This window comes from Kitasatospora sp. NPDC029312 (genome assembly GCF_055569215.1).
Genome location: NZ_JBVHXY010000005.1, coordinates 101,771 through 127,867, shown reverse-complemented (window position 1 = coordinate 127,867; position 26,097 = coordinate 101,771). Strand labels below are relative to the sequence as shown.

Genomic DNA, 26,097 nt, shown 5'->3' with positions numbered 1-26,097 from the left:
CCTCCCCGCCACGCCCCCCCTCCCCCCCCCCCCCCCCCCCCGCCCCCCCCTCCCCCCCCCCCCCCCCCCCCCCCCCCCCCCCCCCCCCCCCCCCGCTCCTGGTGTCGGTCATCGGTCCTGCGGTGATGCGGTGCTCCTTCGTCTCCCGGCGGCCTCGGCCGGGTTCGGGGTGCCTAGAGGTGTGCGAGCTTGTAGAGCACGGGCGCGGCCTCCCGGAGGACGGCCCACTCCTCCTCGTCGAGCCCTTGGGCGAGCTCGGCGAGCCAGACGTTTCGGCGCCGGCGACTCTCCGCGAGGATCGTCTCGGCCTGCTCGGTGCTGCTGACGACCACCTGGCGGCGGTCCTCGGGGTGCGGCTCCCGCCGCACCAGCCCCTTCTCCTCCAGCATCGCGACGATCCTGGTCATCGAAGGGGGCTGCACGTGCTCCTTCCGGGCGAGCTCACCCGGCGTCGCCTTCCCGCACCGGGCGAGGGTGCCCAGCACCCCCATCTCGGTGGGACTCAACGACTCCTCCACCCGCTGGTGTTTGAGTCGTCGGGAGAGGCGCATGGTGGACGACCGCAGCTGTGAGATCGCTGCGAGGTCCTGCTCGGACATCTCGGGCATCTCTTTAGCTTACGTCATTACCCTAGCTAAAGAAAAACGGGTTCCCGCCGTGCCGGAAGATCGACCCGGTGCCATATTGGTCATGGGGTCACCACTCCCGTTCCAGGAAGGGCCGACTTAGCCATGTCCGATGTCGCCGCCGAGCCGCCCGCGCCGTACGTGCCGTATGCGCCCCCCGCGCCGTACGAGCAGTCCGCAACGCCCGCGCCGTCCGGGCGGGGCGCGCAGTCCGGGCAGGGGGACAGCGGCTTCGCCCGGCTCGCCATGGTCACCATCGACTGCGCCGACCCCGTCGCGCTGGCCTCCTTCTACGGCGAGCTCCTCGGCTGGGAGACCCGGCACGTGGACGAGCACTTCGCGATCCTGGACAACCCCGAGGGCGGCAGCCCGCTGGGCTTCGGCCGGGTGACCGACTACCGGCCGGAGCCGTGGACCGAGCCGGACGGCAGCAAGCACTTCCACCTCGACTTCTACGTCGACGACCTGGACGAGGCGACCGCCAAGGCCCTCGCGCTCGGCGCGACCGAACCCCGCTACCAGCACGGCCGCACGCTGAAGGTGCTGATCGACCCAGCGGGGCACCCGTTCGGGCTTGCTCCGCTGGAGTAACCCACAAGCGGGCCCGGAGGCCGTGCGCAGGCGGTGTCAGGGCTTGGTGCCGAGATCATGCAGACCGCGTAAAGGTCCATCCTGACCTGGGACTTCGTGAAACGCTGACCCTTGTGCGACTGGCGGGTAATGGCTACTGTCCCCGTTGTCAGGGGCACCACACGCCAGGTTCTCCCTTGGCGGAGCCCCCTCCGCGCCCTACCTCCGCGCGCATCACCGACCCCCGTACCCGGTCCCCCGCCTCCGCCCGAGCCCTGGCGCCCGCATCCCCGCATCCGTCCTGGGAGCTCTCTTGGGTGAGATCCATCATGCCGACCACGGCTGGGTGACACCGGCGGTCTCGTACTTCGTCGCCTGCCTCGGCGCCTTCGTCGCCCTGCGCAGCGCCCGCTGGGCACTCGTCTCACACGGCCGCACCAAGGCGGTCTGGCTGCTCTTCGCCTCGACCTCGCTCGGCGCCGGCATCTGGTCCATGCACTTCATCGCGATGCTCGGCTTCTCCGTCACCGGGGTGGAGATCAGCTACCAGCCCGGGCTGACCATCCTCAGCCTGCTGGTCGCCGTCGCGGTGGTCGGCATCGGGCTGTTCACCGTCGGGTACTGGCGCAGCCGGCCCGTCCTGGCGCTGCTGGCCGGTGGGCTGACCACCGGCCTGGGAGTCGCCGCGATGCACTACCTCGGCATGGCCGCGATGGTCCTGCCCGGCTTCCTCGGCTACGACCACTTCACGGTGGGGCTGTCGGTCGGCATCGCGGTGTTCGCCGCCACCGCCGCGCTCTGGGCCGCGCTGAACATCCGCGGCACCCTCGCCGTGCTGGCCGCCGCTCCGGTGATGGGCGTCGCCGTCTGCGCGATGCACTACACCGGGATGGCGGCGCTGTCGGTCCGGCTGGACCTCTCGCACTCCACCCAGGGCGGCGTGATGGCCCTGCAGTTCATCTTCCCGCTCGGGGTCGGACTCGGCTGCTACGTGTTCTTCGGCTCGCTGGCCTTCGCCGTCTCGCCGAGCAAGGACTCCGCACAGCCGCTGCTGGTCGGTCCGGCCGCCCCGCTGCCGCCACGGGCCGCCTTCACCCCGAAGGGCGCCGGGCCCTCCCGGGTGCCGCCGCAGCAGCAGCGGCAGCCGGTGAGGGAGGCTCGCGTCCGGCGCTGATGCCGGGAAAGACGACGACGGCGTGGGGGGGGGGGGGCCCCCCCCCCCCCGGCGCCCTGTTATGCTCTCCTCCTTCCTCACCCTCTCGCGGTGTTCGCTCCACCCCTCCCGACCACACCCCCCACCCCCCCCCCCCCCCCCCCCCCCCCCCCCCCCCCCACGCCGTCGTCGTTCCCGCTCTCTGCCGACTCCGCGCGCGCTCAGCGCCGACTCAGCGCCGACTCAGCACAGGCTCAGCGCCGGCTCCGCGCCCGCCGCCTACCCGCCGATCACTCCGGCCGCCCGAGCAGCCCGGTGAGGTGCTCGGGCGTGGCCACCGGGCAGACCTTGTGCACGAAGTCCCGCCGCAGCCCGTGGTACGGCTCGCCCACCCGGTAGAAGTTGGCGTGCATCCGGCGCAGCTCCTCCGCCCGGTACTCGGCCAGCGGCTTCGTCTCCTCGTCCTCGGCGCGGCGGCGCTTCTTGTCCACCAGCCGTCCCGTGAGCTCGGGCGAAGTGGCCAGCCGGGACGCCTCCCGGGCCACCCGGCGGCGGAAGTCACCCGCGTCCCCGCCGAAGGTGCGGTCCACCAGGCCGATCCGGCGGGCGTGTTCGGCTCCGACCGGCAGCGCCTCGGTGGTGAGTCGCTCGGCCTGCTCGGCACCGACCCGGGCGGGCAGGGTGTACGTCCAGTACTCGGAGCCGTACAGACCCATCAGCCGGTAGTGCGGGTTGAGCACCGCCGAGTCCCGGCACCACACCTCGTCGGCGGCGAGCGCCATCATCAGGCCGCCGGCCGCCGCGTTCCCGGCCAGGGCGGCGACGGTCAGCTTGTCGCCGGTGGTCAGGATCGCCTCGACCAGGTCGTCCATCGCGTTGATGTTCTCCCAGGACTCCAGCGCCGGGAAGGCCGCGCCCTCGATGACGTTGAGGTGGATCCCGTTGGAGTAGAAGTCCCTGGGCGCGCCGAGCACCAGCACCGAGGTGGGCCGGTCGGCGGCCGTGCGGTAGGCGGCGAGCAGCCGGCGGCACTGTTCGGTGCTCATCGCGCCGCCGGCGTAGGCGAACTCGAGGTAGCCGACGTCGCCCTCCTCGCGGTAGCGCAGCTCCGACCAGGTGTTCCGGCGGGCGGCCGCGGCGGGCGTCACCGGCACCTCGCGGACGCGGTGCAGCTCGTCGGCGAGCACCGTCGCGGCCGGCAGCTTGAAGGTGGCCGGACCGCCGGGGGTGCGGCGCGGACGCAGCTGCGGGATCCAGACCGCGCCGTCCACGGTGGCGCGGCAGATCGCGCCGTCCCGGGTGGCCAGCACGGCACCGGGCTTCGGGCCGCGCAGCTCGTCCTCGGGGTGGCCGCCGTGCAGGAAGAACTCACGGCCGTACAGCTCGTCCAGCACGCCGGGCTGGGAGTCCGCGGCACGCAGCTTGCGCAGCACGGTGGCGGTGTCGTCCTGCTCCCAGTCGATCCGGCGGACCTCCTGGCGCAGGAAGGGCCGCAGCTTGCCGCGCACGTCCGGGCGGGTGTAGTCGAGCGGCTCGGGGGTGAACAACCCGCCCTCGTACCGCTGGACGGCCAGCAGGACGGCCTCGACGGCGGCGTCGGCCACCTCGCCCCGGTACAGCTCGCTCTTGCCGCAGTCGGGCACGGGGAACTCGACGGACGCCCAGATGTCACCGGCGTCCATCTCCTCGACGGCCTGCAGCACGGTGACGCCCCAGTGGGAGGCGCCCTCGGTGATCGCCCAGTCGAGCGAGGAGGGGCCGCGGTCCCCCTTCGGGCCCGGGTGCACGATCAGGACCGTCCGGGAGGACCAGATGTCCGCCGGGACGGCCTTGGTGAGCATCGGGCAGAGGATCAGCTCGGGATCGACCCGGGCCACGGCGGCCCGCATCTGGTCGTCGCCGAGCGCGAGTTGGACGGCGACCTGGTGGCCGCGCTCGCGCAGCTCGGTGTGGACGCGCTGGGTCAGGCTGTTGAACGCCGTGGCGATCAGGAGAATGCGCAAGGGGGGCCTCCGGGCAGGGACTTCAGGTGCGCGGTGGCGATGAAACCAGGACATGGACACGTAACGGTCACGTTCCGCGCCTCGGCGCCCTACCCTCACTCATCCCGCACACCTGTGCGCCCTGCTTCGCGGTATCTCCCCAGCCCCTCCCCCGGCTCGTCGCCTATCGCGGGAACGCCCGCCGGGCCCGCCAGGTGGTGTGCTCGCGGGAGACCGCGTCCTCCGCCTCGGCGGCCAGCCGGGCCCAGCGCGCCTCGGCGTCCGGCGTCCGCAGGTCGAGGTCGGACAGCTGGTTGCCGACGTTCTCCAGCTCGCGCGCGGCCAGCTGGTAGGCGGCGGCCAGCGGGCGCAGCTGCTTGAGCTGCGTCCAGGCGATGATCGCCGCGGCCGCCGCCGAGCTGGCGCCGAAGACGTGCACCTCCAGGGCGCCGGTGGCCTGGGCGATGGCCGCCGCCGCACCGATGATGATCAGTGCGGCGATGCCCAGCCCCCAGGAGACCGCCTGGGACTCGCAGGACTCGGCCCGAGAGCGGTACCAGGTGCGCTGGCCCTCGACCCGGGTGCGCAGGTAGAGGGTGCGCCGGGCGGTCAGGCTGTCGGCCCGGGCGCGGCGCATCTCCTCGGTGATCTCCGGGACGGTGCCGGGCGGCACGATCTCCGGGTCCTCGAAGGCCCGCAGCACGTCCTCGACCTGCAGCAGGTAGCCGCGGTCCGCGTCCGCCGAGTCCGCCTCGCCGTCGAACGGCCGTGCCCGGACGCTGTACTTCCAGGCCAGCGTCTTGACCGACTCGGCCGCCGCCCGGGCCTCGTACCAGCGGCCCTGCGGGTTGCCGCGGCGCAGCCGGGACCAGAAGTAGCCGGCGATCAGGAACGCGGCCACCGAGAACAGTGGCTTGATGTCACTGTCGCCCTTGTGGTCCGGGCCGGGCAGCGACCCGATCAGCGCGGCGATCACCAGCATCGCGATCAGGCCGCGGTGCCAGCGCAGCGTCTCGCGCTGGCCGTCCAGCGAGGCCTTGTCCGCCTGCCAGAACAGTTCCGGCAGCAGCCGCGCCTCGACTCCCCCGGCCGGATCCTGTTGCACCATCGGTCGAGCCCCCTCCCCCAACTCCGTCCAGGCAGTATGCCCACCGACAACTGCCCTACACAGCCGCCTTTTTGACACTCGGCCGACGCCCCCCGGGCCTGCGGTGATTGCCAGGCCCGGTCGGCTACCGGTAGAACCGGTTACATGCCGTTGCACTGGAAACTCGTCATCGACTGCGCCGACCCCCACCGCCAGGCCGCCTTCTGGGGCGCCGCCCTGGAGTACACCGTCGAGGACCACAGCGCCCTGATCACCCGCCTCCTCGACGCCGGCGCCACCACCCCGGAGGCCGTCACCGAACTCGACGGCCGGCCCGCCTGGCGCACCCTCGCCGCCGTCCGCCACCCCGAGGACCCCTACGACCCGGCCTCCGGCACCGGCCTCGGGCGCCGCATCCTCTTCCAGGCCGTCCCCGAGGCCAAACCGGCCAAGAACCGCCTCCACCTCGACCTCCACCCCGGCCCGGCCGAGCGCGCGGCCACCGTCGCCCGCCTCCAAGCCCTCGGCGCCACGATCCTGCGCGAGGTCACCGAGCCCGCCGGCACCTGGACCACCATGGCCGACCCCGAGGGCAACGAGTTCGACGTCCAGTGACACCACCGCCCCGCCCTCCGAACAGGAGGGCGGGGCGGTGGTGCACCGGGCGGGTGCGGGGCCGTCGAGCGGGCCGTTGGGCCGGGGGTGTCAGAGAAGGCCGAGGGCCGGCATCAGGTAGTAGAAGGCGAACACCGCCGCCACCGCGTACAGCGGGGCCGGGACGCTGCGGGCGCGGCCGGCGGCCAGGCGCAGGATGCAGAAGGCGATGAAGCCGAAGCCGATTCCGTTGGTGATCGAGTAGGTGAACGGCATCATCACGATGGTCAGGAAGGCCGGGATCGCGATGGTGTAGTCGGCCCAGTCGATCTCCTTGACGGAGTTCGCGAGGATCAGGAAGCCGACCGTGACCAGTGCCGGGGTGGCGGCCTGGGCGGGGACCATGGTGGCCAGCGGGGTGAGGAAGAGCGCCACCATGAAGAGCAGGCCGGTGACGATCGAGGCGAAGCCGGTCCGGGCGCCCTCGCCGACGCCGGCGGTGGACTCGACGAAGCAGGTGTTGGCGGAGGCGGAGGTGGCGCCGCCGGCCGCGGTGGCGATGCCGTCGACCATGAGGACCCTGTTGATGCCCGGCAGGTCGCCCTTGGCGTCGAGCAGGTGGGCCTCGTCGGCCACGCCGAGGATGGTGCCCATCGCGTCGAAGAAGCAGGACATCAGCACGGTGAAGACGAACAGGACGCCGGTCAGCACGCCGACCTTGGAGAAGCCGCCGAACAGGCTGACCTTGCCGACCAGCCCGAAGTCGGGGGCCGCGACCGGGTTGCCGGGCCAGGTCGGGACGGTGAGGCCCCACTTGAGCGCCGGGACGTCGGCCACCTGGTCGATCACCAGGGCGAGCACGGTGGAGGCCGCGATGCTGATCAGGATGGCGCCGGGCACCTTGCGGATCACCAGGACGAGGGTGAGCACCAGCCCGAAGACGAAGACCAGCACCGGCCAGCCGAGCAGGTGGCCGTTGCCGCCGAGCTGCAGCGGGACGGTGGTGTGGGCGGCGTCCGGGATGCGGCTGACGAAGCCGGAGTCGACCAGGCCGACCAGGGCGATGAACAGGCCGATGCCGATGGCGATGGCCTTGCGCAGGCCGAGCGGGACGGCGTTCATGACCCGCTCGCGCAGGCCGGTGGCGACCAGCAGCATGATCGCGAAGCCGGCCAGCACCACCATGCCCATGGCGTCCGGCCAGGTCATCTTCGGCGCGAGCTGCAGCGCCACGATGGTGTTGACGCCGAGGCCGGCGGCCAGGCCGATCGGCACGTTGCCGATCACGCCCATCAGCAGGGTGGTGAGGCCCGCGGTGAGGGCGGTGGCGGTGACCAGCTGCGCACTGTTCAGGTGGGCCCCGGTCATGTCCGTGGCGCTGGCCAGGATGATCGGGTTCAGCACCAGGATGTACGCCATGGTGAAGAAGGTGGCGACGCCGCCGCGGATCTCGCGCGGCAGGCTGGAGCCGCGTTCGGTGATCCGGAAGTAGCGGTCGAAGGCGCCCGTGGGGGGCTGGGGCGCGGCGTCGGCGGGTTCGGGCGACTCGGTGGTCGGCTGGACCACTGGCATGGCGGGGAGTCCTCTGTGGGGGAGCTGAGGAGAGGGGGACCGCCCGGGGCGACGGTGGCCGGACGTAGACCAAAGTATGGTTTCCGGATCGCACACGCGCTATCTTCGCGCGTAGAACCCCAGGTCGGCCGGGCTGTGGGCCCGAGGCCCCCGCAGGGCCCGTAGCGCACCGTACGCTAGGCCCCATGCCCAAGACGCCACTGCACCCCTCGCCCCCTCCGCTGGAGGCCAACGACGTCGCCATCGTCGGCGGGGGCACGGTGCTGTGGTTCGTCGCCTTCCTGGTCCTGCTGCCCTTCCAGGGCACCCTCTCCGACCACGGACACGGCACCTGGCCCTGGATCTGCCTCTCCGGCGGCCTGCTCGGCCTGATCGGCCTCTGGTACTGCCGGGCCCGGCGGGACGCGATCGCCCGCGGCCGCGCCGCCGAGGCCGCACTGCACGAGGCGGACGGCGACGGCAGCGGCGGCGGCTCCGGCGATGCCGACGGCCCCGGCAGCAGCTTCGGCAGCGGCCCGGGCAGCGGTTTCGGCAATGGCCCCGGTGGCCGCCCCGGCAGCGGTACGGACCCGGCCACCCAGTCGGACTGAATAGTCCTTTAGTAGCACGCATCGGACAAAAGGCACCCGTAAAGTCGGTGCCATGACGCAGCCTGCCCAGCCCGCGGAAGAGCAGCCGGCCGACGGAGAACACCGGGACGGCGCGCACCCCCTCGGGCTGCTGCCCGGGCGGCGCGGCGGGCTGACCGCCGCCGAGGTCGCCGAGCGGGTCGCGAGCGGACGGGTCAACGACGTCCCGGTGCGCTCCAGCCGGTCCGCCAAGGAGATCGTCCGGGCCAACGTCTTCACCCGGTTCAACGCCATCATCGGCATCATGTTCGGGATCATCCTGATCGTCGGCCCGCTCCAGGACGGCCTGTTCGGCCTCGTCATCGTGGCGAACACGGCGATCGGCATCTTCCAGGAACTGCGCGCCAAGAAGACCCTCGACAGCCTCGCCCTGATCGGCGAGGCCCGCCCGCAGGTACGCCGGGACGGCACCGTCCAGCAGATCGCCGTCTCCGGGATCGTCCTCGACGACACCGTGCTGCTCGGCACCGGCGACAAGGTCATCGTGGACGGCGAGGTCACCGAGGCGGACGGCCTGGAGGTCGACGAGTCGCTGCTCACCGGCGAGCCCGACCCGGTCCTCAAGCAGCCCGGCGACCAGGTGATGTCCGGCAGCTTCGTGGTGGCCGGCGCCGGCGCCTTCACCGCGACCAAGGTCGGCCGGCAGGCCTACGCGGCCCAGCTGGCCGAGGAGGCCAGCAAGTTCACCCTGGTGAAGTCGGAGCTGCGCACCGGCATCAACAGCATCCTGCGGTTCATCACCTACCTGCTGATCCCCACCGCGCTCGGTCTGATCATCAGCCAGCTGGCCGTCGAAGGCCGGGACTGGCGCGAGGCCGTCCGGCGGATGGTGGCCGGCATCGTGCCGATGGTCCCCGAGGGCCTGGTGCTGCTGACCTCGGTGGCCTTCGCGATCGGCGTGATCCGGCTCGGCCGCAAGCAGTGCCTGGTCCAGGAGCTCCCGGCGATCGAGGGCCTGGCCCGGGTGGACACCGTCTGCCTGGACAAGACCGGCACCCTCACCGAGGGCGGCATGGACGTGATCGACCTGCGGGTGATCTCGGACGGCGAGCCGGCCGCGGTCGACGAGGCCACCGTCAAGCACGCGCTGGGCGTGATGGCCGGCGCCGACGCCCGCCCCAACCCGTCCATGCAGGCCGTGATCGACGCGTACGGGCGAGGCGACGGCCCGGGCCCGGGCGGCGACGGCTGGCGGGTGATCGAGGCGATGCCCTTCTCCTCCGCCCGCAAGTGGAGCGGCGTGCAGCTGCTGGAGCCGCAGGGCGGGGAGGCCAGCTGGCTGCTCGGCGCGCCCGACGTGCTGCTGCCCGCCGGGCACCCGGCGCTCGCCGAGGTGGACGAGCTGGGCGCCCGGGGCCTGCGGGTGCTGCTGCTGGGCCGCACGCCCGCCCCGCTGGACTCCCCCGACCCGGCCGCCGGCCTCAGCCCGCTCGCCCTGGTGGTGCTCCAGCAGCGGCTGCGCGCGGACGCCGCCGACACCCTGCGCTACTTCGAGGGGCAGAACGTCCGGGCCAAGGTCATCTCCGGCGACGCGGCGGTCTCGGTGGGCGCGGTGGCCGGCCACCTCGGTCTGCCCGGCGCGGACCACCCGCTGGACGCCCGTACCCTGCCGCAGGATCCGGAGCAGCTCGCCGACACGGCCGAGCGGACCAGCGTCTTCGGCCGGGTCACCCCGCAGCAGAAGCGCCGGCTGGTCGGGGCGCTGCAGTCCCGCGGCCACACCGTGGCGATGACCGGCGACGGCGTCAACGACGTGCTCGCGCTCAAGGACGCCGACATCGGCGTGGCGATGGGCACCGGTTCGGACGCCACCAAGGCGGTCGCCCAGATCGTGCTGCTGAACGACTCCTTCGCGACCATGCCCTCGGTGGTCGCGGAGGGCCGCCGGGTGATCGGCAACATCGAGCGGGTGGCCGGGCTGTTCCTGGTGAAGACGGTCTACTCGGTGCTGCTGGCGCTGCTGGTGATCTTCACCCATTCGCCGTACCCGTTCCTGCCCCGGCACTCCACCGTGCTGTCCACCCTCACCATCGGCGTGCCGGCCTTCTTTCTGGCCCTGGCCCCCAACAACGAGCGGGCCCGCACCGGCTTCGTGAAGCGGGTGCTGCGACTGGCCGTCCCCGGCGGAGTCATCGCCGGCACCGGCACCTTCGTCGCCTACGCGCTGGCCCGCGCCAACCACACGACCGACCTCAAGGCCGACACCAGCGTGGCCACCCTGACGCTGTTCCTGATCGCCATCTGGGTGCTCGCCATCGTCGCCCGCCCGTACAACTGGTGGCGATTGCTGCTGATCGGCGCGATGGGCGGCGCGTTCTCACTGGTCCTGCTGATCCCGCCGCTGTCCGACTTCTTCCAGCTCTCCCTGACCGGCGGCCGCGACCCGTGGACGGGCGTGGGCATCGCGCTGATCTGCGGCATGCTGCTGGAGGTCGCCTGGGCCTGGATGAGGCGCCGCGGCATGGAATGAGCCGCATTCCAGCCCGTCCGCCCTAGCATGACCCCGAGAGGGGGTGCCGAATGGCGCGCAGAGGTGGGGAGTTGGAGGCGTTCACCGCCTTCCTGGGCGGGCTGCTGGCGGTCGGGCTGACGGCGCTGGCGATGGCGGGCGTCGGCCTGACGGTCAGGCCCTCGCCGGCACTGAAGGCCGCGGCGATGGTGACGCTCGCCGCCGTCTGGCTGACCGTCACCACCACCGTCTACCTGCGGCTCAAGCCGCGGAACGGCTGAGCCGCCCAGCGGGTCGAGCCCGCCGGGCCCGCTCGGCCGGCGCGGCCCGTTCGGCCGGCCCAGCCAGGCCAAGCCCGTTCAGTCGGCTCAGCCCGACCGGCCCGAGAAGCCCGAGAAGCTCGTTCAGCCCTCGAAGTCCCGGGCCGCGGACAGCTCGTACGCCCGGTCCGGCTCGCTGAGCGCGGCCAGCACCTCGAAGCGCCGGTGCCACTGCCCGACCGACCAGGCGAGTCCGGCCGCGAGGCCCTCCGGCGTGGCCGCGTGCAGCAGCCCGGGCACCGGCGGCAGCTCGAACTCGTCGCCCTCGTCGGCGGCTTCGGCCTGCTCGGGGTCGTACGGCGGCTCCGGCGCGTCCGCCTCGCGGTCCCAGCGCCAGTCCACCGCGGCCTCGCCGCCGTCCGGGCCGACGACCAGCAGCTCCTCGTGCTCCTCGTAGACGGCGGGGCAGCCGGGCAGCAGCTCCCGCACCACGGCCGGCACCCGGTGCAGCACGCCCTCGGAGAGCACCCGGCCGCCGGCCACCTCGCTGGCCAGCGACACGTGCAGCCGCTCGGCGAGGTCCGCGGCGAGCGCCGGGGCCACCGGCAGCAGCGGGTACGGGTGCAGGAGCTGGACCAGGTCGGGGGCGTCGGCGACGACCGCCTCGGTCGCGTCCACCACCACCGTGTGGTCCGGACGGCGTCCGGTGTCCGGGTCCAGCGGCGGCAGTGCCCGGACGACGTCCAGCGGGTCGATCCGCTCCCGGTCGACCCGGGCCAACGCGGTGTGGATGCCGTGGAGTTGCCGGTGCCCGACGGCCGCGGCCGGGTCGGTGAGCCGGTCCAGCAGCTCGTCCGGGCCGTGCGGCTCGGCGAGCAGGGCGGCCAGCGTGGTGCGCACCCCGAGGGCGTGCAGGAACTGGTCGTCCAGGGTGGTGCGCGCCTCGTCGTACAGGCCGCGCAGCAGGGGGTCGGCGCCGGCGGCGCGCAGCCCGGCGGGCTCGCGGCCGTCCAGCACCGGGTGGTCGCGCAGCCACCAGGCGGTGTACGGCGGCAGGTCGGCGTAGGAGCCGTCCGGCAGCAGGGTGCGCACGGGGGCGACCACCGCGTCCCGGTACGGCGGGCGGGCGAGCGCGGCCAGTGCCTCGGGCCAGGCGTCGTCGTCCACCAGGTCGAGGTCGCGCACGGCGAGCAGCTCGGCGGCCACCGGCGGCACGCCGACCGCCTCGTCCGCGTGCAGCGCCTCCAGGACGTCCTCGGCCCAGTCGGCGAGCCCGTCCGGCGCCTCGTCCAGCAGGCCGGTGGGGTGGCCGCCGGCGGCGCGGTCGGCGGGTGCGGTCGGGTCGAGCCGTTCCAGGTCGTCCGGGTCGAGCACCACGTCCTCGGCGCGGACCAGCACGAAGTCGGCCAGGGTGCCGACGGCGGCGAGCACCTCGGGGCCCCAGCGCTCCAGCAGCTCGTCGTCCACCCAGCCGGCGTCCTCCTCGCGTGCGAGGGCGGCGAACGGGCTTCCGGGGAGGACGAGTTCGCCGGCCCGGGCGGGCTCGCCCTCGTCGTCCAGCAGCGCCAGCCGGGCCAGCCAGGGGTGCTCGCCGGCCACCGGGGCGGCGGCCTTGACCAGGGCCAGGACGGCGTCGGCCAGTTCGAGCGCGGCGTCCAGGTCGTCCTCGGCCAGTTCGTAGGAGCGGGCGACGGCGGCCCGCACCTCGGGGGTGTCCAGCACGCCGGCCGGGGTGGCGGTGCCGGCGCCGAGCTTGGCCAGCAGCGGGTGGGCGGCCTCCGGGTGGGCGAGCCGCAGGTCCAACGCGGCGAGCGCCCCGGCCAGCGTCTCGGGGTAGCCGGGGAAGGCCGCCCAGTCGGCGTCCCCGGAGGGCAGCAGCACCCGCCGGGGCCCGGTGACGGTCCGCCCGTCGGCGAGCGGCACGGGCAGCGCGCCGAGCGCCTCCGGGTCGGCCGCGCCGAGCGCCGCGTACAGGTTGCGCCACCAGGCGGGATCACGGTCCAGGCCGCCGAGCTGGTCGACCACGTCGGCCAACGGCACCCGGCGCACGTTCAGCACCCGCAGCTCGGTGCGGCGCTCCAGGCCGGCCGGCAGCAGCCCGGGGAAGATCGGCGCCAGCGCCTCGACCACCGAGCCGTCCGCGCCCTCCAGCAGCGTCGCGTCCCGGGGCCGCAGCGCGGGCGTGCCCTCCTCGACGCCGCCGGGGTGCGGCAGGAACGGCGTGCCGGGCAGTCGGGAGAGCACGGCGGCGCGCAGCGCGTTGTCCAGCGAGCCCTGCCCGAGCGGGCCCGGCACCAGACCGAGCGAGGCGAGGTCGGCGCCGCGGGCGCGCAGCAGGTCGGCGTAGCTGTCGGCGGCGCGCTCGGTGAGGAAGTCGGCGAGCGGGCCGGGCGCGATGTGCCGGCGGGTGGAGTCCAGCGGATAAGAGGCGATCAGCAGCGCGGGCAGGCCGATCGGCTCGTCGCTGGGGGTGGGCGCGTGCAGCACCGGCTCGATGGCGGGCCGCTGCGGGGTACCGTCCTCGGCGACCGGGACGGCCCAGGTCACCGTCCAGTACGGGCGGGCGCGCTCCTCGGTCGGACGGTCGGCGAGCAGGTCCGGGTCCAGGCGGCCGGAGGCGGCGACGGTCTGCCAGACGGTGTGGCGCAGCCGCCCGCCCGCGTCGTCGGTGACGGTCACCTCGGTGACGCCGTCCGGGCGCGGTTCGGCGGCGCTGCGGGTGAGTGTCCGGGTGCCGTCCGGGGTCTCCACCACGATCTCGGCCAGGCCGGGCAGGGTGAGCAGCAGCGCGTCGTCGATCCCGGCCAGCAGACGGCGGGTCAGGTCCTCGGCGGAGGCGTCCCGCAGCGGCAGCACCACCACGGTGTCGTAGCCCTCGGGGGCGGGCCCCTCGGCCGCGAACGGCAGCCGCAGCAGCGGTACGTGGCCGTCCCGGGCGCGCAGTTCGTCGGCGAGCGCGGGCTGCGCCTCGGCCAGTGCCCGGGCCTCGCCGAGCGACCAGCGCACTCCGCCCGCGGCGCCCAGCACGGCGGGCTCGTCGGTGACGGCGAGGACGGCGGCGAAGCCGACGCCGAACCGGCCGACGGCGGGCGTCTCGCCGCGTTTGGAGGAGGCCCGCAGGGTGGACAGCGACTCGACGGCGGCCGCGTCCAGCGGCGCGCCGGTGTTGGCTGCGGCCAGCACGCCGTCGGCCAGGGTCAGCCGCAGCCGCCCGGGGCCGTGTCCGGCCCGCACCGCCGCGTCGGCCGCGTTCTGCGCCAACTCGACCACCAGGCGGTCGCGGTAGCCGCCGAGCGCCAGCTCCTCCTCGGCGTTGGCGTCCTCCCGGAACCGGGCCGGCGAGGCGGCCCAGGCGTCCAGGACCCGCCGACGCAGCGCGGCGCTCCCGAACGGGTCCGCCAGGTGCTCGTCCGTGCCGCTGCCGATGATCCGAGGTTCCACTGGACCTGCCGCCTTCCGCCACCTGTGCGTCGTCGTACGTCGTAGGGGCATTCTTCCCTGCCCCACTGACTGCTCCCGACCATGGCCCGGTCCGACGCCCCCACGACGGCCGCGGGAACCGCCCCACGACGGCCCTACGACGATTCCAAGACGGCCACCGGGGCGCCCCGATTCCCCGAACGGCACGGCCCGCCCCACCGGTTCGGCGGGACGGGCCGTGCGCGGGTGCGGACCCGGGTCAGGAGTGGCCGAGCTCCTCCGCCGGGGCGTCCGGCTCGACCGAGCCGGAGGCGCGGTCGGGGTGGAGGTGCAGCGGCTCGACCACCAGCTCGTCCAGGATCAGCTCGGACGGCGCCGGCGGGGCCGGGATGACGGCCGCCTCGGAGTGCCCGCCGCAGCCGTACGCGAAGGAGACGATCTGCCCGTCGGCCGGGCCGAACTCGTTGCCGCACACGCCGAAGGCCTGTCCGAGCGAGCCGCCGATCGGCACCAGGAAGCCGCAGCTGGCGCACGCGGCGGGCGCCGCCTGCGCCATCGGGGTCTGCGGGCCGTGGGCCTTCTCCCAGCGCTCGGCGGCCAGGTGCAGGCCGAGCCGGGAGAGCACCCGGCTGCGGCCGAGGCCGAGCTCGTCGGCGACGGCGTTGATTCGCGCGCGGGCCGGGGCGGGCTGGACGTGCGGGTCGGTGACGACCACGTCCTCCTCGTCCACGAGCGCGACCACGGAGTTCGGCGCTGGCTCGTCCTCGCCGGTCCAGCCGGGCTCCAGCCGCAGGTCGTCGGCATCGGTCGGCAGCAGGTCGCCGGGGCCCATGTCGCCGGGCCGCAGCCGCTCGCTCCACGGCACCCACTCCGGGGCGAGCACGGCGTCGGGGCCGGGCAGCAGCACGACCTCGTCCAGGGTCACGTTCTTGGCGCGCGGCGCTCGGGCCACGGTGACCGCCCAGTGCCAGCCGCGGTAGGCCGCGTCCAGGCACTCGAAACTGTGGGTGACGACGCGGTCGGCGTCCGCCTGCACGCCCAGGTGCCGGCCGACCGCCTCCGGTCCGACGGCCTCCTCGGCAGCCTGGCGGGCGAGTTCGACGGCCTCGGCACAGAGCCGGTCGGGGGTACGGCTTCGCATCGCAGCACTCACGGCGTCGATTCTCTCCCAGTTCTTCTGTCGCCCACGGCGTGTTGCCTGTTCCGTCGCGGCTCGGTAGTCCCTCGTCCATTCTGCGCGACTCGGGGCCGCCTCGGGTACCGGCCGCGCCGCTCGACCGGCTTGCCGGCGCTCGGCGCCCGACGGGCGGACCCTGCGCAGGCTACCCGCCGGTCGGCGCCCCGGCACAGTCCGGGGCGGAGCCGAGCTCTCCACGACCGCGCCGAGCGGAGCGGAATCCCGCGTTGCCACGGCGAATCTGGGGCAGGATGGGCTTGTGGCGGACGACGAACCGTCGCAGCACGCACTGCGCTCCTCGCAGGCCGGCGGCCCCGACGAGGCGGACGCCGTGCCGCGACAGCAGCCTCCCGCCCCCGCCGCGGGCGAACCGCGGCCGGGGGCCGGTGTCGAGGCGCCCGCCGCCAGGGTGAGCCTGGCCAAGCGGGCCATTCCGGCGGTCGACGGTACCCGTCAGCTCCACGCCCTCGACCCGGACCCGGCCGAACGCCCGGCCGAATCCCCGGCCGAACCGACGGCCGAACCTCCGGCGGAGGAGCCGGCGCAGGACGCCGAGGAGGGCGAGCAGGACTCCGAGGAGGTCCCCGAGCCCCGCCGCGCCTTCCCGGTCCGCCTCGCCTCCGCCGCCGGCCTACGCACCGGCAAGCTGGTGCAGGGCACCGGCCGCCGGATCCGCCGGGCCACCTCCGCCGAGGGCGCCGGCGAGTCCGGCCTCGCCAAGCTGATCGAACTGCACGCGCTGAACTCCTTCGGCGACATGCTGATCACCATCGCGCTGGCCTCCACCATCTTCTTCTCCGTCCCCACCGGCCAGGCCCGCGGCCGGGTCGCCCTCTACCTGCTGATCACCATGGCGCCGTTCGCCCTGCTGGCCCCGGTGATCGGCCCGCTGCTGGACCGCATCCCGCACGGCCGCCGGGCGGCCATGGCGATGTCGATGCTGGCCCGGGCGGTGCTGGCCTGGACGATGGCCGGAGTGATCTCCGGCGGCGGCATCGCGCTCTACCCGGAGGCGCTGGGCGTGCTGGTGGCCTCCAAGGCGTACGGGGTGGTGCGCAGCGTCGTGGTGCCCCGGCTGCTGCCGAGCAGGCTGTCGCTGGTGAAGGCGAACTCGCGGGTCACCCTGGCCGGGCTGCTGGCCACCGGCGTGGCGGCCGGGGTGGGCGGGCTGCTGCACCTGCTCGGGCCGGGATGGCCGCTGCGCGGCGCCTTCCTGGTGTTCGTGATCGGCACGCTGATGGCGTTCCACCTGCCGCACGAGGTCGACTCGGCGAAGGGCGAGCAGCGAGCCGTGCTGCACGCCGAGGTGCACGGCGAGGGCTCGCACCTGATCCACCACAAGCCGCCGAAGGTGAAGGCCTCGCTGCGCACCGTCGGCCCCTCGGTGGTGCTGGCGCTGCGGGCGATGGCGGCGATGCGCTGGCTGGTCGGCTTCCTGGTGTTCTTCCTGGCCTTCCTGCTGCGCACCGATCCGATCGGCGGGCTGCGGCCGACGCTGGCGCTGGGTCTGGTGGCGCTGGCGGCCGGAACGGGCAACGCGCTGGGCTCGGTGCTGGGCTCCTGGCTGCGCACCCGGAGCCCGGAGGTGACGGTGACCGCGATGCTGCTGGTGGCGGCGTGCGTGACGGCGGCGGCCGCGCTCTGGTACGGCGTGGTGACGGTGGTCCTGGTCGCGGGGCTGTCCGGGACGGCGGCCTCGCTGGGCAAGCTGGCGCTGGACGCGCTGATCCAGCGGGACGTCCCGGAGGCGGTGCGGACCTCGGCCTTCGCCCGCTCGGAGACGCTGATGCAGCTCTGCTGGGTGGCGGGCGGCGGGGTGGGCATAGTGCTGCCGCTGAACGGGGTGCTGGGCCTGTCGATCGCGGCCGCGGTGGTCGGCCTGATGCTGCTGTGGACGTTCCGCTCGCTGCTGCGGCTGGGCCTGCGCCGGCACCCGACGGCGCCCCGGGTGGCCTGAACCGGGCGGTGCGGCAACACGCGGTGCCGACCCCCGCGTAGCGTGATCGGCCGGGCCCGGTAGATTCTGACGCATGAGCCTCAATGCCCGTGCCATCGCCGCCCTCGGCGCCGTCGTCGTGGTCGGCGCCGCCACGGTGGGCACCTCCGTCGCGATCGCCGCCGACCAGACCGAGCACAACTCCCACCGTGCCACCCTGACGGTCGGCAACTCCTCGATGACCGTCGACCCGCTCTGCTGGAACGGCGGCAGCCCGCTCAGCGAGGAGCAGCAGCAGCAGTGCCAGGACACGGCCACGAACGCGCTCAAGGCCGGCACCCTCCCCTCGTCCGACGTGACCCCGAGCGACCAGGTCGGCGTGGGCGTCAGCCCGAACGTGGCGAAGGCCGGCTGGTGGGCCTTCACCAACGGCGGCTCGAGCACCCAGGGCGGCCGCTACAGCCTGTTCTCGTACGCCAAGGGCCCGACCTACTCCGGTTCGCAGCAGGCCGCCAAGGTGCTGAACGCCAGCGGCAAGACCGTGGTCACCGTGGTCGAGGGCGACAAGAACTCGGACAACCCGATCGCCGTGTGGTACTTCCAGCTGAACACCCAGGACAGCTGACGGTCCTGCGATGACCGCGCACGTCCTGGACGCGCACCCCGAGCAGTCGGGCCCCGGCGGGGCCCGGCTGCTCGTCGTCGTCGCGGTGGCCGCCGAGGCCGAGGCCGTCCTGCGCGGCCTGCCCGGCGGGTCCGCCGCCCGGCCGCTGCCGGGCGGCGTGCTGCACCGCGCCGACGGCGCGCCGGTGGACGTGCTGGCCGCCGGGGTCGGTCCGGCCGCCGCCGCGGCCGCCGCCTCCGCCGCGCTGGCCGCCGGCCGGTACGGCCTGGTCGCCTCGGCCGGGATCGCCGGCGGCTTCGCCCCGCACGCGCCGGTCGGCGCCACCGTGGTGGCCGACGCGATCGTGGCCGCCGACCTCGGCGCCGAGACCCCCGGGGGCTTCGCCGACGTCACCGAACTGGGCTTCGGCACCGTCCGGCACACCCCCGCCCCGGGCGCCGTCGACCTGGCCGCCAAGGCCCTGGGCGTGGCGGCCGGCGACGTGGTGACCGGCCCGGTGCTGACCGTCTCCACCGTGACCGGCAGCGCCGAACGGGCCGCCGCACTGGCCGCCCGCCACCCGGGCGCCGCCGCCGAGGCGATGGAGGGCTTCGGCGTGGCCGAGGCCGCCGCCCGGTACGGCGTGCCCGTCTTCGAACTGCGGACGGTGTCCAACCCGGTGGGCCCGCGCGACCGCACCGCCTGGCGGATCGGTGAGGCGCTGGCCGCGCTGGAGCGGGCCTTCGCCGCGCTGCCCGTCCCCGAACTGATCGAGGAGGCCGGCCGTGGCTGAACGGCTGAGCATCGCGTACTCGCCCTGCCCGAACGACACCTTCGTCTTCCACGCCTGGGCGCACGGCCTGGTGCCCGGGGCGGACGCCCCCGAGGTGACCTTCGCCGACATCGACGTCACCAACGGCCTGGCCGAGCGCGGCGAGCTGGACGTGCTGAAGATCAGCTACGGCGCGCTGCCCTGGGTCCTGGAGGAGTACGCCCTGCTGCCCTGCGGCGGCGCGCTCGGACGCGGCTGCGGCCCGCTGGTGCTCACCAGGCCGGGCGTGGACTCGCCCGCGGAGCTCGCCGGGCGGACGGTGGCGGTGCCGTCCGAGCGCTCCACCGCCTACCTGCTGTTCCGGCTCTGGGCGGCCGGGGCGGTGCCGGGCGGCTTCGGCGAGATCGTCGTGCTGCCGTTCCACGAGATCATGCCGGCCGTGCGGGACGGCCGGGTGGACGCCGGCCTGGTGATCCACGAGGCCCGCTTCACCTACCGGCAGTACGGGCTGCACAGCCTGGCCGACATGGGCGAGGCCTGGGAGCGGGAGACCGGCCTGCCGATCCCGCTCGGCGCGATCGTCGCCCGGCGCTCGCTGGGCGCGGAGCGGCTGCGGGCCCTCGCGGACACGATCCGCACCTCCGTTCGGCAGGCCTGGGCGGATCCGGCGGCCAGCCGCGCGTACGTGCTGGCGCACGCCCAGGAGATGGACCCGGCGGTCGCCGACCAGCACATCGGGCTGTACGTGAACGAGTTCACCGCCGACCTCGGTGAGGAGGGCTACGAGGCCGTCCGCGCGCTGCTCACCCGGGCCGCCGCGGAGGGGCTGGTGCCCCCGCTCGACCCGGGTGCGCTCGCGTTCGGGTAACCCCCGGAGGCCTCAGACGTCGAACTGGTCGGCCACCGCGCGCAGCAGGCCGGCCAGCTTCTGGCCGGTGGGCTTGGCCGGGTAGCGGCCGCGCTGGAGGCCGGGCAGCACCGCGTCCAGGGTGGTGATCAGGTCCTGGACGATCGGCGCCATGTCGTCGGCGCTCCGGCGCTGCGCGGCTGCCACCGACGGCAGCGCGTCCAGCAGCTGCACGGCCATCGCCTGGTCCCCGCGGTGGCCGGCGACCACGCCGAACTCGACCCGCTGGCCCGGCTTCAGCACGGTGACACCGGCGGGCAGCGCCTTGGTGTGGACGAAGACGTCGCCACCGTCGTCGCGCGACAGGAAGCCGAAGCCCTTCGTCTCGTTGAACCACTTGACCTGGCCGGTGGGCATCTCGAACAGTCCTCGAATGGGTGTGAGGGATCCCGGCCCTGGCCGGGGATCGCTGGTGGGGTGGGAAGAAGGACGGCCGACCTCGGCTCGGCGCCCGCGGGCGCTCATGGTCAGCATGATGTCAGGAGCAGACTAACCGTCCGTCATTGCCTCATCCGCGTTCCGCGAGGGATCGGCGCTCCCAGGCCCGTTCGGGGCGTCGGAGGCGCGGGGATCTCCCGGTCGCGGGTGACCCGGTACTGGCACGGCCGGGGCGGCGCTCTGCGCGGTCCATCGGCTCACACCCCCGGGTCTGAGGACACGGGACGCACCTGTAGCGCCCCTCGGCACCCCGTGCATACCCCCGCCCAGCAGGGATCAAAACGTTCAGCTGCCGGGAAACTGCGCAACGTGACCGACCCGCGCCGGTGGGCGGCTCCGGCGGCCGCTCTGCCAGACTGGGGGCATCCACTGCGGTCCCCGAGGAGTGAGCAGACGTGAGCAGCCAGAGCACCGACCCCGGCGACGTGTACGTCAAGGCCGGGACGGTCGTCTTCGCCCTCGGCGCGCTCGCCACCCTGATCACCTTCGTCCCGCTGTTCCTGCACCTGACGCCGCTGCCGACGGCCATGTACTGGCTGAGCATGCTGATGCCGGCCGGCTTCCTGGCCGCGCTGACCGGCCTGTTCGTCAACGCCCGGGCGCAGCGCCGCCGGGTCGAGCCGTAACGGGCTCGTTCGCCGCGAGGTGCCCGTCGAGCCACTCCGGGAAGCCGGTGAGGTCTGCGAGCACCACGTCCGCCCCGGCCGCCCGCAGCTCCTCGGCGCCGTACGGGCCGGTGGCCACGCCGACCGCGACGGCCCGTGCGTGACGGGCGCCCCGGATGTCCCCGAAGTGGTCGCCGACGTAGATGCTCGCCCCGTGCTCGCGCAGCGCCTCGCCCTTGGTCTCCGCCCAGAGGTCGCCGATCACGGTGTCCGCCTCCAGCCCGGCGTGCTCCAGGTGGAGCCGGGCGTTCGGCTCGTACTTGCCGGTGATCACCGCGACCCGGCCGCCGTGGGCGCGGACCGCCGCGAGGGCGGCGTGCGCGCCCGGCAGGGCGGTGGTGGGGGCGAAGGCGTGGTCGCGGTAGAGCGTGCGGTAGCGGTGGGCGACCTCGTCCAGGTGCTCGGCCGGGAACCAGTTGCGCAGCTCGTCCAGCAGCGGCGGGCCGAGCCGGGTGACGGCCAGGTCGGCGTCGATGTGGGTGCCGGTCTCGGCGGAGAGCGCCCGGTAGGTCGCGTGGATGCCCGGGCGGGTGTCCAGCAGCGTCATGTCGAGGTCGAAGCCGACGGTGAGCGGGGCGGGTGGGGTCGCGGGCATGCCGTCAGGCTACCCAACGGCCACCAGCGGTGACGAGGCGATCTGCCCGTGCTCCGAGGCGGAGCCCGGGTTGACCTGAGCTGCGGCGGAGGCCATGGGCAGTGGGGGCGGTGGCGGCACGGGCGGGTGGAGGCGCGGACGGGCGTCTGGCGGTATTTCTGCCACCATTTCGGACATAATCGACCCCGCCCGTAGCCGTGCCGCCTTCGCCGGAGGACCCGCCGATGCCCCGGATCGCCCGCCGTACGTTCCTCGCCGGCCTCGGCGGGGCCGCCCTCACGGCGTGCTCGTCCGGGCGGTCGGCGCCGCCGGTCGCCGACAACCTCCCGTCGAGCGGAACGCCCTCCCCCACTCCGCCTCCGCCGGTGACGGTGATCGCCGCGACCGGCCCGGTGGTCGTCCCCGGCGAGCCGTTGCGGGTGGTCGTCCTGGACACCGACGCGCTCGACTCCGCGCTGACGCTCGGCATCACCCCGATCGGCGCGGCGCTCCCGGCCGCCGACACCCGCTACCCGGACTACTGGCCGGCCTCCCGCACGGCGGGCATCCGGATGGTCGGCCCGGCCGGGGCCCCCGACCTCGCCGCCGTACGGGCCCTGCGGCCGGATCTGATCCTCTCCAACCAGGCCCGCGACGGCGACCGCTACGCGCAGCTGAGCGAGCTGGCCCCGACCGTGCTCACCCAGACCGCCGGGGCCCCCTGGAAGGCCGACTTCCAGCTGCACGCCCAGGCACTGAGCCGGGTCGCGGCGGCCGCGGCCTTCGTCGGCGCGTACCAGAAGCACGCCGGGCAGGTGGTGCAGGCGCTGTCGGCGGCGAGGCTGTCGGGGCGCCGGGTGAGCCTGGTGCGGTTCACCGAGGGCGGCGGGATCCGGCTGTACGGGCGGCAGAGCTTCCCCGGGATCGTGCTCGCCGACGCCCAGGTGGGGCGGCCGGACGCGCAGAACGTCGACCAGTCGGACTTCGAGATCCCGTTGGACCAGATCGCCAAGGCCGACGGCGACCTCCTGCTGTACGCGACCTACGGGGACCCGGAGCGGGCGGGCGCCAATGCGGCGCTGGCGAGCCCCGGTTGGCAGGCACTGGGGGCGGTCAAGGCCCACCGGGCGTTCCCGGTGGACGACCAGCTGTGGTTCCAGGGGATCGGGTACACCGGCGCCAACTTCATGCTGGACGAGCTGCAGCGCTTCCTCGGGGCGTAGCCGGCCTCCCGGGCGCCAGCCGGCCTCGCGGGCAAGAGCCAGTCTGCTGTGCATGGTCGGTCTACTGACGACATGTCGACTCGCCGAGAGTTGTGCGGTGGAGCGGTGATTCCGCCACAATGGGCCGCCGATCACAACAATTCGCCCGGGGGGACACCACCATGTCGACTGCCGTAGCTCCGACCGCCCCTGCCCGAAAGGGCAAAGCCGCCGCACTCGGCTGGCTGATCAGCATCGCGTTCAACGTGGTCGCGCCGATCGTGATCTACAACCAGCTGCACGACCACGGCTACAGCGAGTCCACCGCCATCCTGCTGTCCGGCCTCGGCCCGGTGGTCGACAGCGTCATCTACCTGGCCTGGCACCGCCGGATCGACGAGTTCGCCGTCGTCTCGCTGGCCTTCGTCGTGCTCACCCTGGTCGTGTCGCTGGTCGGCCCGACCGACCCGAAGATGCTGCTGGCCAAGGACTCCTTCATCTCGGGCCTGCTCGGCGTGCTCTACCTCGCCTCGCTGGCCGCGCCCAAGCCGATCATGTTCTACTTCGGCCGCAAGTTCGCCACCGACGGCACGCCCGAGATGATCGCCTGGTGGAACTCGATGTGGCAGTACGAGGGCTTCCGGCGGGTCCAGCGCAACCTGACCGTCGTGTGGGGCATCGCCTTCGTCCTGGAGGCCGCGCTGCGGATCGTGTTCGTCTACACGCTCTCGCACAGCGCCGTGGTGACGATCAACAACGTCCTTCCGTACGTGGTGATCGGCGGCCTGGTCTACTTCACGATGATTTACGCCAAGCGGGCCGGCGCCCGGGGCCGGGCCGCCGCCGAGGCGGCAGCCGCAGCCGCTGCGACCGTCTGATTCAGCGCGAACTCGCGTAGTGGGCGGGCGGGATGCCGACGGCGGCGCTGAAGTCCCTGGTCAAGTGGGCCTGGTCGGCGTAGCCGAGTTCCACGGCGAGCGCCGCCAGGTCCAACCCGCCCTCCTTCGCGGCCCGTTCGGCTGCCTCGTGCAGCCTGGCCCGCCGCAGCACCCACTTCGGGGAGGCTCCGACGTACTCCGCGAACAGCCGCTGGAGGCTGCGGACGGTCACGCCCAGCTCACGGGCCAGCTCGTCCACCCGGCGCAGGCCGGGTGAGGCGGTGATCCGCTCGACGATGGCGGCGGCCTCCTCGGCCGCCGGGTCGGGCGCGGGCAGCCGGGGGCGGAGGAACTCGTCGACGAGCCCGGCGTACGACGCGGCGGGCGGCCGGGTGCCCGGCTCGGCGGATGACGCGGCGTCCGGCTCGGGGTCCGCCTCGGGATCCGCCTCGGCGAGGATCCGGACGTTGAGCTGGTCCACCTCGGCGCCGAAGTACGCGGCGGCGGGGACGGACCGGTCCGCGAGGACGCTCACCGGGTGCCCGGCGAGGGGCCGGAAGGCGCCGGGGCGGAACTTCACGCCCAGCACGTGCCCGGCACCCCCCAGGCGGCGGACGAAGAGCGAGCGGTCCACCCCGTAGACCCGGGCGCGCGGGGCCTGGAAGACCAGGTGGACGTTGGGGTGGGCGAGCACCTTCTGCTCGTACGGCGGCCGGTGGCCCAGATCCCAGCGCACCAGCCAGTAGAACTCCACGAACCGCGCCACGGCGGGCGCGGGGGCCAGCCGCTCCACGCTGATCAGCTCGGCGGCCCGGGCCGGGTGGAGCACCCCGCGACCGAGGCCTGGCTCGGGAAAGTCCATGGCCACCAGGTTAGTCGTCGCGTTTCTTCAAGACCGGCCGGCGCCGCCCGGGGCAGGCTCGGTGCCATGAACGCTCACCCCATGCACCCCCTGCTCGCCCGTGCCGCCTCCGCCGCCGCGGAGGTGGCCGCCGCCGTCCCTGCCGGGCAGCGGTGGGACGCGCCGACGCCCTGCGGGGAGTTCGACCTGCGCGCCCTGATCAACCACTGGGTGCTCTACACCTCGCACGGCCTGGAGCACCGCGCCCGGCGCACCGAGCTGCCCGAGGAGCTGGTCTCCCGGGACTTCACGGCGGACGCCGACTGGCGCTCCGCCTACGCGGCGCAGCTGGAGCGGGCGGTGGCGGCCTGGGGCGAGCGGGGCGCCTGGGAGGGGGACGTCGACCTCGGCGGCTCCGCCGTCCCGGCGGTCGGGATCGCCCGGATGCTGGTTCTGGAGCTGCTGCTGCACGGCTGGGACGTCGCACGGTCCGTGGGCGCGGAGATCGCGGTCGATGACGAACTCGCCCTGCTGACGCTGGAGATCGTCGAGGAGAACGCCGAGCTGTACCGGCAGTACGCGGGCTTCGCCGAGGTGGTGGCCGTCCCGGACGACGCCACGGCGTGGGACCGCGCGCTGGCCGCCTCCGGGCGCGACCCGCAGTGGAAGGCCTAGCAGCCGGACCTCCTCAGGAACTCCCCAGCGCCGTCCGCAGCTTGGACCGCAGCAGGCGGACGGCCGGGGACTGCTGGTCGCGGCGGGCGACGAGGCCCAGGCGGGCGTTCGTGGTGGCGTCGGCGAGGGGGACGGCCCGCAACCCCGAGCCGTCGGCGGAGGACGGGCTGAGCACGGCGACGCCCGCGCCGCGCTCGGCGAGGCGGAGTACGGCCACGGGGGAGCTGGCCTCGATGTCCACGCGCGGGGCGAGGCCCAGCTGCGCGCAGGAGCGGTCGTACGCGGCGCGCAGTCCCGTACCCCGGGAGAGGCAGAGGATCTTCTCGCCGCTCAGGTCCGACAGCTTCAGGCCGGGCCGGTCGAGGGGGTGCCCGACCGGCACTATGGCGGCGATCGGATCGTCCACCACCACGCCCACCTCCAGGCCGGGGGCGACCTCGCCCGCGTAGCCGATCAGTGCGAGGTCGAGGGAGCCCGCGAGGACCTGGGCCTGCAACAGCTCCGAGTGGTCCTCGTGCAGGCTCAGCTCGATGCCGGGGTGGGTGCGGCCGAGGTCCGCGACGGCGTCCAGGAACGGCGGGATCGAACAGCCCGTGATCATCCCGAGCCGGACCCGCCCGCGCACCGCGTCGGCGAACTCGGCGGCGGTGTGCTGGATCGCGTCCAGGGTGGCCAGGGCGTTCTTGGCGAGCGGAAGGATGGCCTCACCGGCGGGGGTGAGGCGAACCCGGCGGCCGGAGCGCTCGAGCAGCTGTTGGCCCAGCTCCCTTTCCAGCTTCGCTATCTGGGTGCTGATGCCGGACTGGCTGACGTGCAGACGGCCGGCAGCGGCCGTGAACGAGCCCTCGTCGACCACGGCGGCGAAGTAGCGCAGCTGGTGGATCTCCATGACCGGTGACGATAGGCGACGGCCGGTGGGGCCGGTCCGGCGGAAGCCGCGTACGGCTCGTACGACTGGTACCGCCGGTACGGCTCGTACGGCTCCGGTGGGCCGGGGGGGGGGGGGGGGGGGGGGGGGGGGGGAAAGGGGGGGGGGGGGGGGGGGGGAGAGGGGCGGGAGGGGGGAGCCCCCCCCGGCCCCCCCCC

The 26,097-nt window shown here is 74.2% G+C and carries 24 protein-coding genes; 14 read left to right on the top strand and 10 right to left on the bottom strand.

Translation table 11 applies throughout. The features are described from left to right. Nucleotides 1-173: 173 nt before the first annotated feature. Entirely contained in the window at nt 174-608 is a 435-nt protein-coding gene (locus ACZ4WV_RS06680) for a MarR family winged helix-turn-helix transcriptional regulator (protein WP_030235202.1), read from the bottom strand. A gap of 123 nt (nt 609-731) precedes the next feature. Here ACZ4WV_RS06680 and ACZ4WV_RS06675 point away from each other — a divergent pair, with 123 nt between their 5' ends. Then, nucleotides 732-1,217, top strand: a complete 486-nt coding sequence (locus ACZ4WV_RS06675) for a VOC family protein (protein ID WP_465743480.1) — start codon at nt 732-734, stop codon at nt 1,215-1,217. Between the two features lie 292 nt (nt 1,218-1,509). After that, nucleotides 1,510-2,370 carry an MHYT domain-containing protein gene (locus ACZ4WV_RS06670; protein WP_465743478.1) on the top strand — a complete coding sequence of 287 codons (861 nt, stop codon included), beginning with the start codon at nt 1,510-1,512 and terminating at the stop codon, nt 2,368-2,370. Nucleotides 2,371-2,639: 269 nt separating this feature from the next. On the opposite strand, the gene ACZ4WV_RS06665 is transcribed toward ACZ4WV_RS06670, so the two are convergent. Both ACZ4WV_RS06665 and ACZ4WV_RS06660 read right to left on the bottom strand, forming a co-directional pair. Then, a complete protein-coding gene (locus tag ACZ4WV_RS06665; protein ID WP_465743476.1) occupies nt 2,640-4,352 on the bottom strand; it encodes a hydrogenase maturation protein in 1,713 nt (570 codons plus the stop codon). A gap of 163 nt (nt 4,353-4,515) precedes the next feature. Further along, nucleotides 4,516-5,439: a DUF4231 domain-containing protein gene (locus ACZ4WV_RS06660; protein ID WP_465743474.1), complete on the bottom strand. Its 924-nt coding sequence runs from the start codon at nt 5,437-5,439 to the stop codon at nt 4,516-4,518. Nucleotides 5,440-5,583: 144 nt separating this feature from the next. On the opposite strand from ACZ4WV_RS06660, the gene ACZ4WV_RS06655 reads away from it, so the two are divergent. Beyond that, nucleotides 5,584-6,033, top strand: coding sequence for a VOC family protein (locus ACZ4WV_RS06655; RefSeq protein ID WP_465743472.1), 450 nt, complete (start codon nt 5,584-5,586; stop codon nt 6,031-6,033). 90 nt (nt 6,034-6,123) lie between these two features. Here ACZ4WV_RS06655 and ACZ4WV_RS06650 read toward each other — a convergent pair whose 3' ends face one another. Next, a complete protein-coding gene (locus ACZ4WV_RS06650; RefSeq protein ID WP_465743470.1) occupies nt 6,124-7,584 on the bottom strand; it encodes an NCS2 family permease in 1,461 nt (486 codons plus the stop codon). Nucleotides 7,585-7,769: 185 nt separating this feature from the next. On the opposite strand from ACZ4WV_RS06650, the gene ACZ4WV_RS06645 reads away from it, so the two are divergent. The 3 genes from ACZ4WV_RS06645 to ACZ4WV_RS06635 are packed head-to-tail and all read left to right on the top strand — an operon-like array spanning nt 7,770 to nt 10,943. Beyond that, entirely contained in the window at nt 7,770-8,174 is a 405-nt protein-coding gene (locus ACZ4WV_RS06645; RefSeq protein WP_465743468.1) for a DUF2530 domain-containing protein, read from the top strand. 52 nt (nt 8,175-8,226) lie between these two features. Beyond that, a complete protein-coding gene (locus ACZ4WV_RS06640) occupies nt 8,227-10,683 on the top strand; it encodes an HAD-IC family P-type ATPase (protein WP_465743466.1) in 2,457 nt (818 codons plus the stop codon). A 50-nt stretch (nt 10,684-10,733) separates the two neighbouring features. Then, nucleotides 10,734-10,943, top strand: a complete 210-nt coding sequence (locus ACZ4WV_RS06635; protein ID WP_465743464.1) for a hypothetical protein — start codon at nt 10,734-10,736, stop codon at nt 10,941-10,943. 123 nt (nt 10,944-11,066) lie between these two features. Here ACZ4WV_RS06635 and ACZ4WV_RS06630 read toward each other — a convergent pair whose 3' ends face one another. Together ACZ4WV_RS06630 and ACZ4WV_RS06625 are read right to left on the bottom strand one after the other, a co-directional pair. Continuing rightward, entirely contained in the window at nt 11,067-14,363 is a 3,297-nt protein-coding gene (locus ACZ4WV_RS06630) for a sacsin N-terminal ATP-binding-like domain-containing protein (protein WP_465743462.1), read from the bottom strand. A gap of 238 nt (nt 14,364-14,601) precedes the next feature. After that, nucleotides 14,602-15,483, bottom strand: coding sequence for a DUF3027 domain-containing protein (locus ACZ4WV_RS06625; RefSeq protein WP_465743691.1), 882 nt, complete (start codon nt 15,481-15,483; stop codon nt 14,602-14,604). Between the two features lie 295 nt (nt 15,484-15,778). On the opposite strand from ACZ4WV_RS06625, the gene ACZ4WV_RS06620 reads away from it, so the two are divergent. The 4 genes from ACZ4WV_RS06620 (at nt 15,779) to ACZ4WV_RS06605 (ending at nt 19,699) form a co-directional block, all read left to right on the top strand. After that, nucleotides 15,779-17,476 (top strand): MFS transporter, encoded by a 1,698-nt coding sequence (locus ACZ4WV_RS06620; protein ID WP_465743460.1) that lies wholly within the window; start codon nt 15,779-15,781, stop codon nt 17,474-17,476. A 73-nt stretch (nt 17,477-17,549) separates the two neighbouring features. Then, nucleotides 17,550-18,080: a hypothetical protein gene (locus ACZ4WV_RS06615; RefSeq protein WP_465743458.1), complete on the top strand. Its 531-nt coding sequence runs from the start codon at nt 17,550-17,552 to the stop codon at nt 18,078-18,080. Nucleotides 18,081-18,090: 10 nt separating this feature from the next. Then, complete coding sequence (locus ACZ4WV_RS06610) at nt 18,091-18,852, top strand: futalosine hydrolase (RefSeq protein ID WP_465743456.1); 762 nt, start codon at nt 18,091-18,093, stop codon at nt 18,850-18,852. After that, nucleotides 18,845-19,699, top strand: coding sequence for a 1,4-dihydroxy-6-naphthoate synthase (locus ACZ4WV_RS06605; protein WP_465743454.1), 855 nt, complete (start codon nt 18,845-18,847; stop codon nt 19,697-19,699). The genes ACZ4WV_RS06610 and ACZ4WV_RS06605 overlap by 8 nt, the downstream gene beginning before the upstream one ends. Nucleotides 19,700-19,711: 12 nt before the next feature. Here ACZ4WV_RS06605 and ACZ4WV_RS06600 read toward each other — a convergent pair whose 3' ends face one another. Next, nucleotides 19,712-20,095, bottom strand: coding sequence for a cold-shock protein (locus tag ACZ4WV_RS06600; RefSeq protein WP_030289703.1), 384 nt, complete (start codon nt 20,093-20,095; stop codon nt 19,712-19,714). 476 nt (nt 20,096-20,571) lie between these two features. On the opposite strand from ACZ4WV_RS06600, the gene ACZ4WV_RS06595 reads away from it, so the two are divergent. Then, nucleotides 20,572-20,802, top strand: coding sequence for a hypothetical protein (locus tag ACZ4WV_RS06595; protein WP_465743452.1), 231 nt, complete (start codon nt 20,572-20,574; stop codon nt 20,800-20,802). Here the strand turns inward: ACZ4WV_RS06595 and ACZ4WV_RS06590 are convergent. After that, nucleotides 20,765-21,436 carry an HAD family hydrolase gene (locus tag ACZ4WV_RS06590; protein ID WP_465743450.1) on the bottom strand — a complete coding sequence of 224 codons (672 nt, stop codon included), beginning with the start codon at nt 21,434-21,436 and terminating at the stop codon, nt 20,765-20,767. The genes ACZ4WV_RS06595 and ACZ4WV_RS06590 overlap by 38 nt on opposite strands. Nucleotides 21,437-21,660: 224 nt before the next feature. Between ACZ4WV_RS06590 and ACZ4WV_RS06585 the strand changes: the two genes are divergently transcribed. Next, a complete protein-coding gene (locus tag ACZ4WV_RS06585; RefSeq protein WP_465743448.1) occupies nt 21,661-22,638 on the top strand; it encodes an ABC transporter substrate-binding protein in 978 nt (325 codons plus the stop codon). Between the two features lie 161 nt (nt 22,639-22,799). Beyond that, nucleotides 22,800-23,495, top strand: coding sequence for a VC0807 family protein (locus ACZ4WV_RS06580; RefSeq protein WP_465743446.1), 696 nt, complete (start codon nt 22,800-22,802; stop codon nt 23,493-23,495). Between the two features lies 1 nt (nt 23,496). Here ACZ4WV_RS06580 and ACZ4WV_RS06575 read toward each other — a convergent pair whose 3' ends face one another. Next, nucleotides 23,497-24,357 carry an AraC family transcriptional regulator gene (locus ACZ4WV_RS06575; protein WP_465743444.1) on the bottom strand — a complete coding sequence of 287 codons (861 nt, stop codon included), beginning with the start codon at nt 24,355-24,357 and terminating at the stop codon, nt 23,497-23,499. Nucleotides 24,358-24,423: 66 nt separating this feature from the next. On the opposite strand from ACZ4WV_RS06575, the gene ACZ4WV_RS06570 reads away from it, so the two are divergent. Then, a complete protein-coding gene (locus ACZ4WV_RS06570) occupies nt 24,424-25,011 on the top strand; it encodes a TIGR03086 family metal-binding protein (protein WP_465743442.1) in 588 nt (195 codons plus the stop codon). 13 nt (nt 25,012-25,024) lie between these two features. Here ACZ4WV_RS06570 and ACZ4WV_RS06565 read toward each other — a convergent pair whose 3' ends face one another. Further along, a complete protein-coding gene (locus tag ACZ4WV_RS06565; protein WP_465743440.1) occupies nt 25,025-25,900 on the bottom strand; it encodes a LysR family transcriptional regulator in 876 nt (291 codons plus the stop codon). Nucleotides 25,901-26,097 lie beyond the last annotated feature (197 nt).

Bases quoted from the DNA above. Each gene is read 5' to 3' on its own strand.
- ACZ4WV_RS06625 (WP_465743691.1), bottom strand. From the start codon at position 15,483: ATGCGAAGCCGTACCCCCGACCGGCTCTGTGCCGAGGCCGTCGAACTC.
- ACZ4WV_RS06570 (WP_465743442.1), top strand. From the start codon at position 24,424: ATGAACGCTCACCCCATGCACCCCCTGCTCGCCCGTGCCGCCTCCGCC.
- ACZ4WV_RS06640 (WP_465743466.1), top strand. From the start codon at position 8,227: ATGACGCAGCCTGCCCAGCCCGCGGAAGAGCAGCCGGCCGACGGAGAA.
- ACZ4WV_RS06635 (WP_465743464.1), top strand. From the start codon at position 10,734: ATGGCGCGCAGAGGTGGGGAGTTGGAGGCGTTCACCGCCTTCCTGGGC.
- ACZ4WV_RS06655 (WP_465743472.1), top strand. From the start codon at position 5,584: ATGCCGTTGCACTGGAAACTCGTCATCGACTGCGCCGACCCCCACCGC.
- ACZ4WV_RS06600 (WP_030289703.1), bottom strand. From the start codon at position 20,095: ATGCCCACCGGCCAGGTCAAGTGGTTCAACGAGACGAAGGGCTTCGGC.
- ACZ4WV_RS06680 (WP_030235202.1), bottom strand. From the start codon at position 608: ATGCCCGAGATGTCCGAGCAGGACCTCGCAGCGATCTCACAGCTGCGG.
- ACZ4WV_RS06610 (WP_465743456.1), top strand. From the start codon at position 18,091: ATGACCGCGCACGTCCTGGACGCGCACCCCGAGCAGTCGGGCCCCGGC.
- ACZ4WV_RS06650 (WP_465743470.1), bottom strand. From the start codon at position 7,584: ATGCCAGTGGTCCAGCCGACCACCGAGTCGCCCGAACCCGCCGACGCC.
- ACZ4WV_RS06590 (WP_465743450.1), bottom strand. From the start codon at position 21,436: ATGCCCGCGACCCCACCCGCCCCGCTCACCGTCGGCTTCGACCTCGAC.
- ACZ4WV_RS06660 (WP_465743474.1), bottom strand. From the start codon at position 5,439: ATGGTGCAACAGGATCCGGCCGGGGGAGTCGAGGCGCGGCTGCTGCCG.
- ACZ4WV_RS06585 (WP_465743448.1), top strand. From the start codon at position 21,661: ATGCCCCGGATCGCCCGCCGTACGTTCCTCGCCGGCCTCGGCGGGGCC.
- ACZ4WV_RS06675 (WP_465743480.1), top strand. From the start codon at position 732: ATGTCCGATGTCGCCGCCGAGCCGCCCGCGCCGTACGTGCCGTATGCG.
- ACZ4WV_RS06615 (WP_465743458.1), top strand. From the start codon at position 17,550: ATGAGCCTCAATGCCCGTGCCATCGCCGCCCTCGGCGCCGTCGTCGTG.
- ACZ4WV_RS06565 (WP_465743440.1), bottom strand. From the start codon at position 25,900: ATGGAGATCCACCAGCTGCGCTACTTCGCCGCCGTGGTCGACGAGGGC.
- ACZ4WV_RS06645 (WP_465743468.1), top strand. From the start codon at position 7,770: ATGCCCAAGACGCCACTGCACCCCTCGCCCCCTCCGCTGGAGGCCAAC.
- ACZ4WV_RS06575 (WP_465743444.1), bottom strand. From the start codon at position 24,357: ATGGACTTTCCCGAGCCAGGCCTCGGTCGCGGGGTGCTCCACCCGGCC.
- ACZ4WV_RS06580 (WP_465743446.1), top strand. From the start codon at position 22,800: ATGTCGACTGCCGTAGCTCCGACCGCCCCTGCCCGAAAGGGCAAAGCC.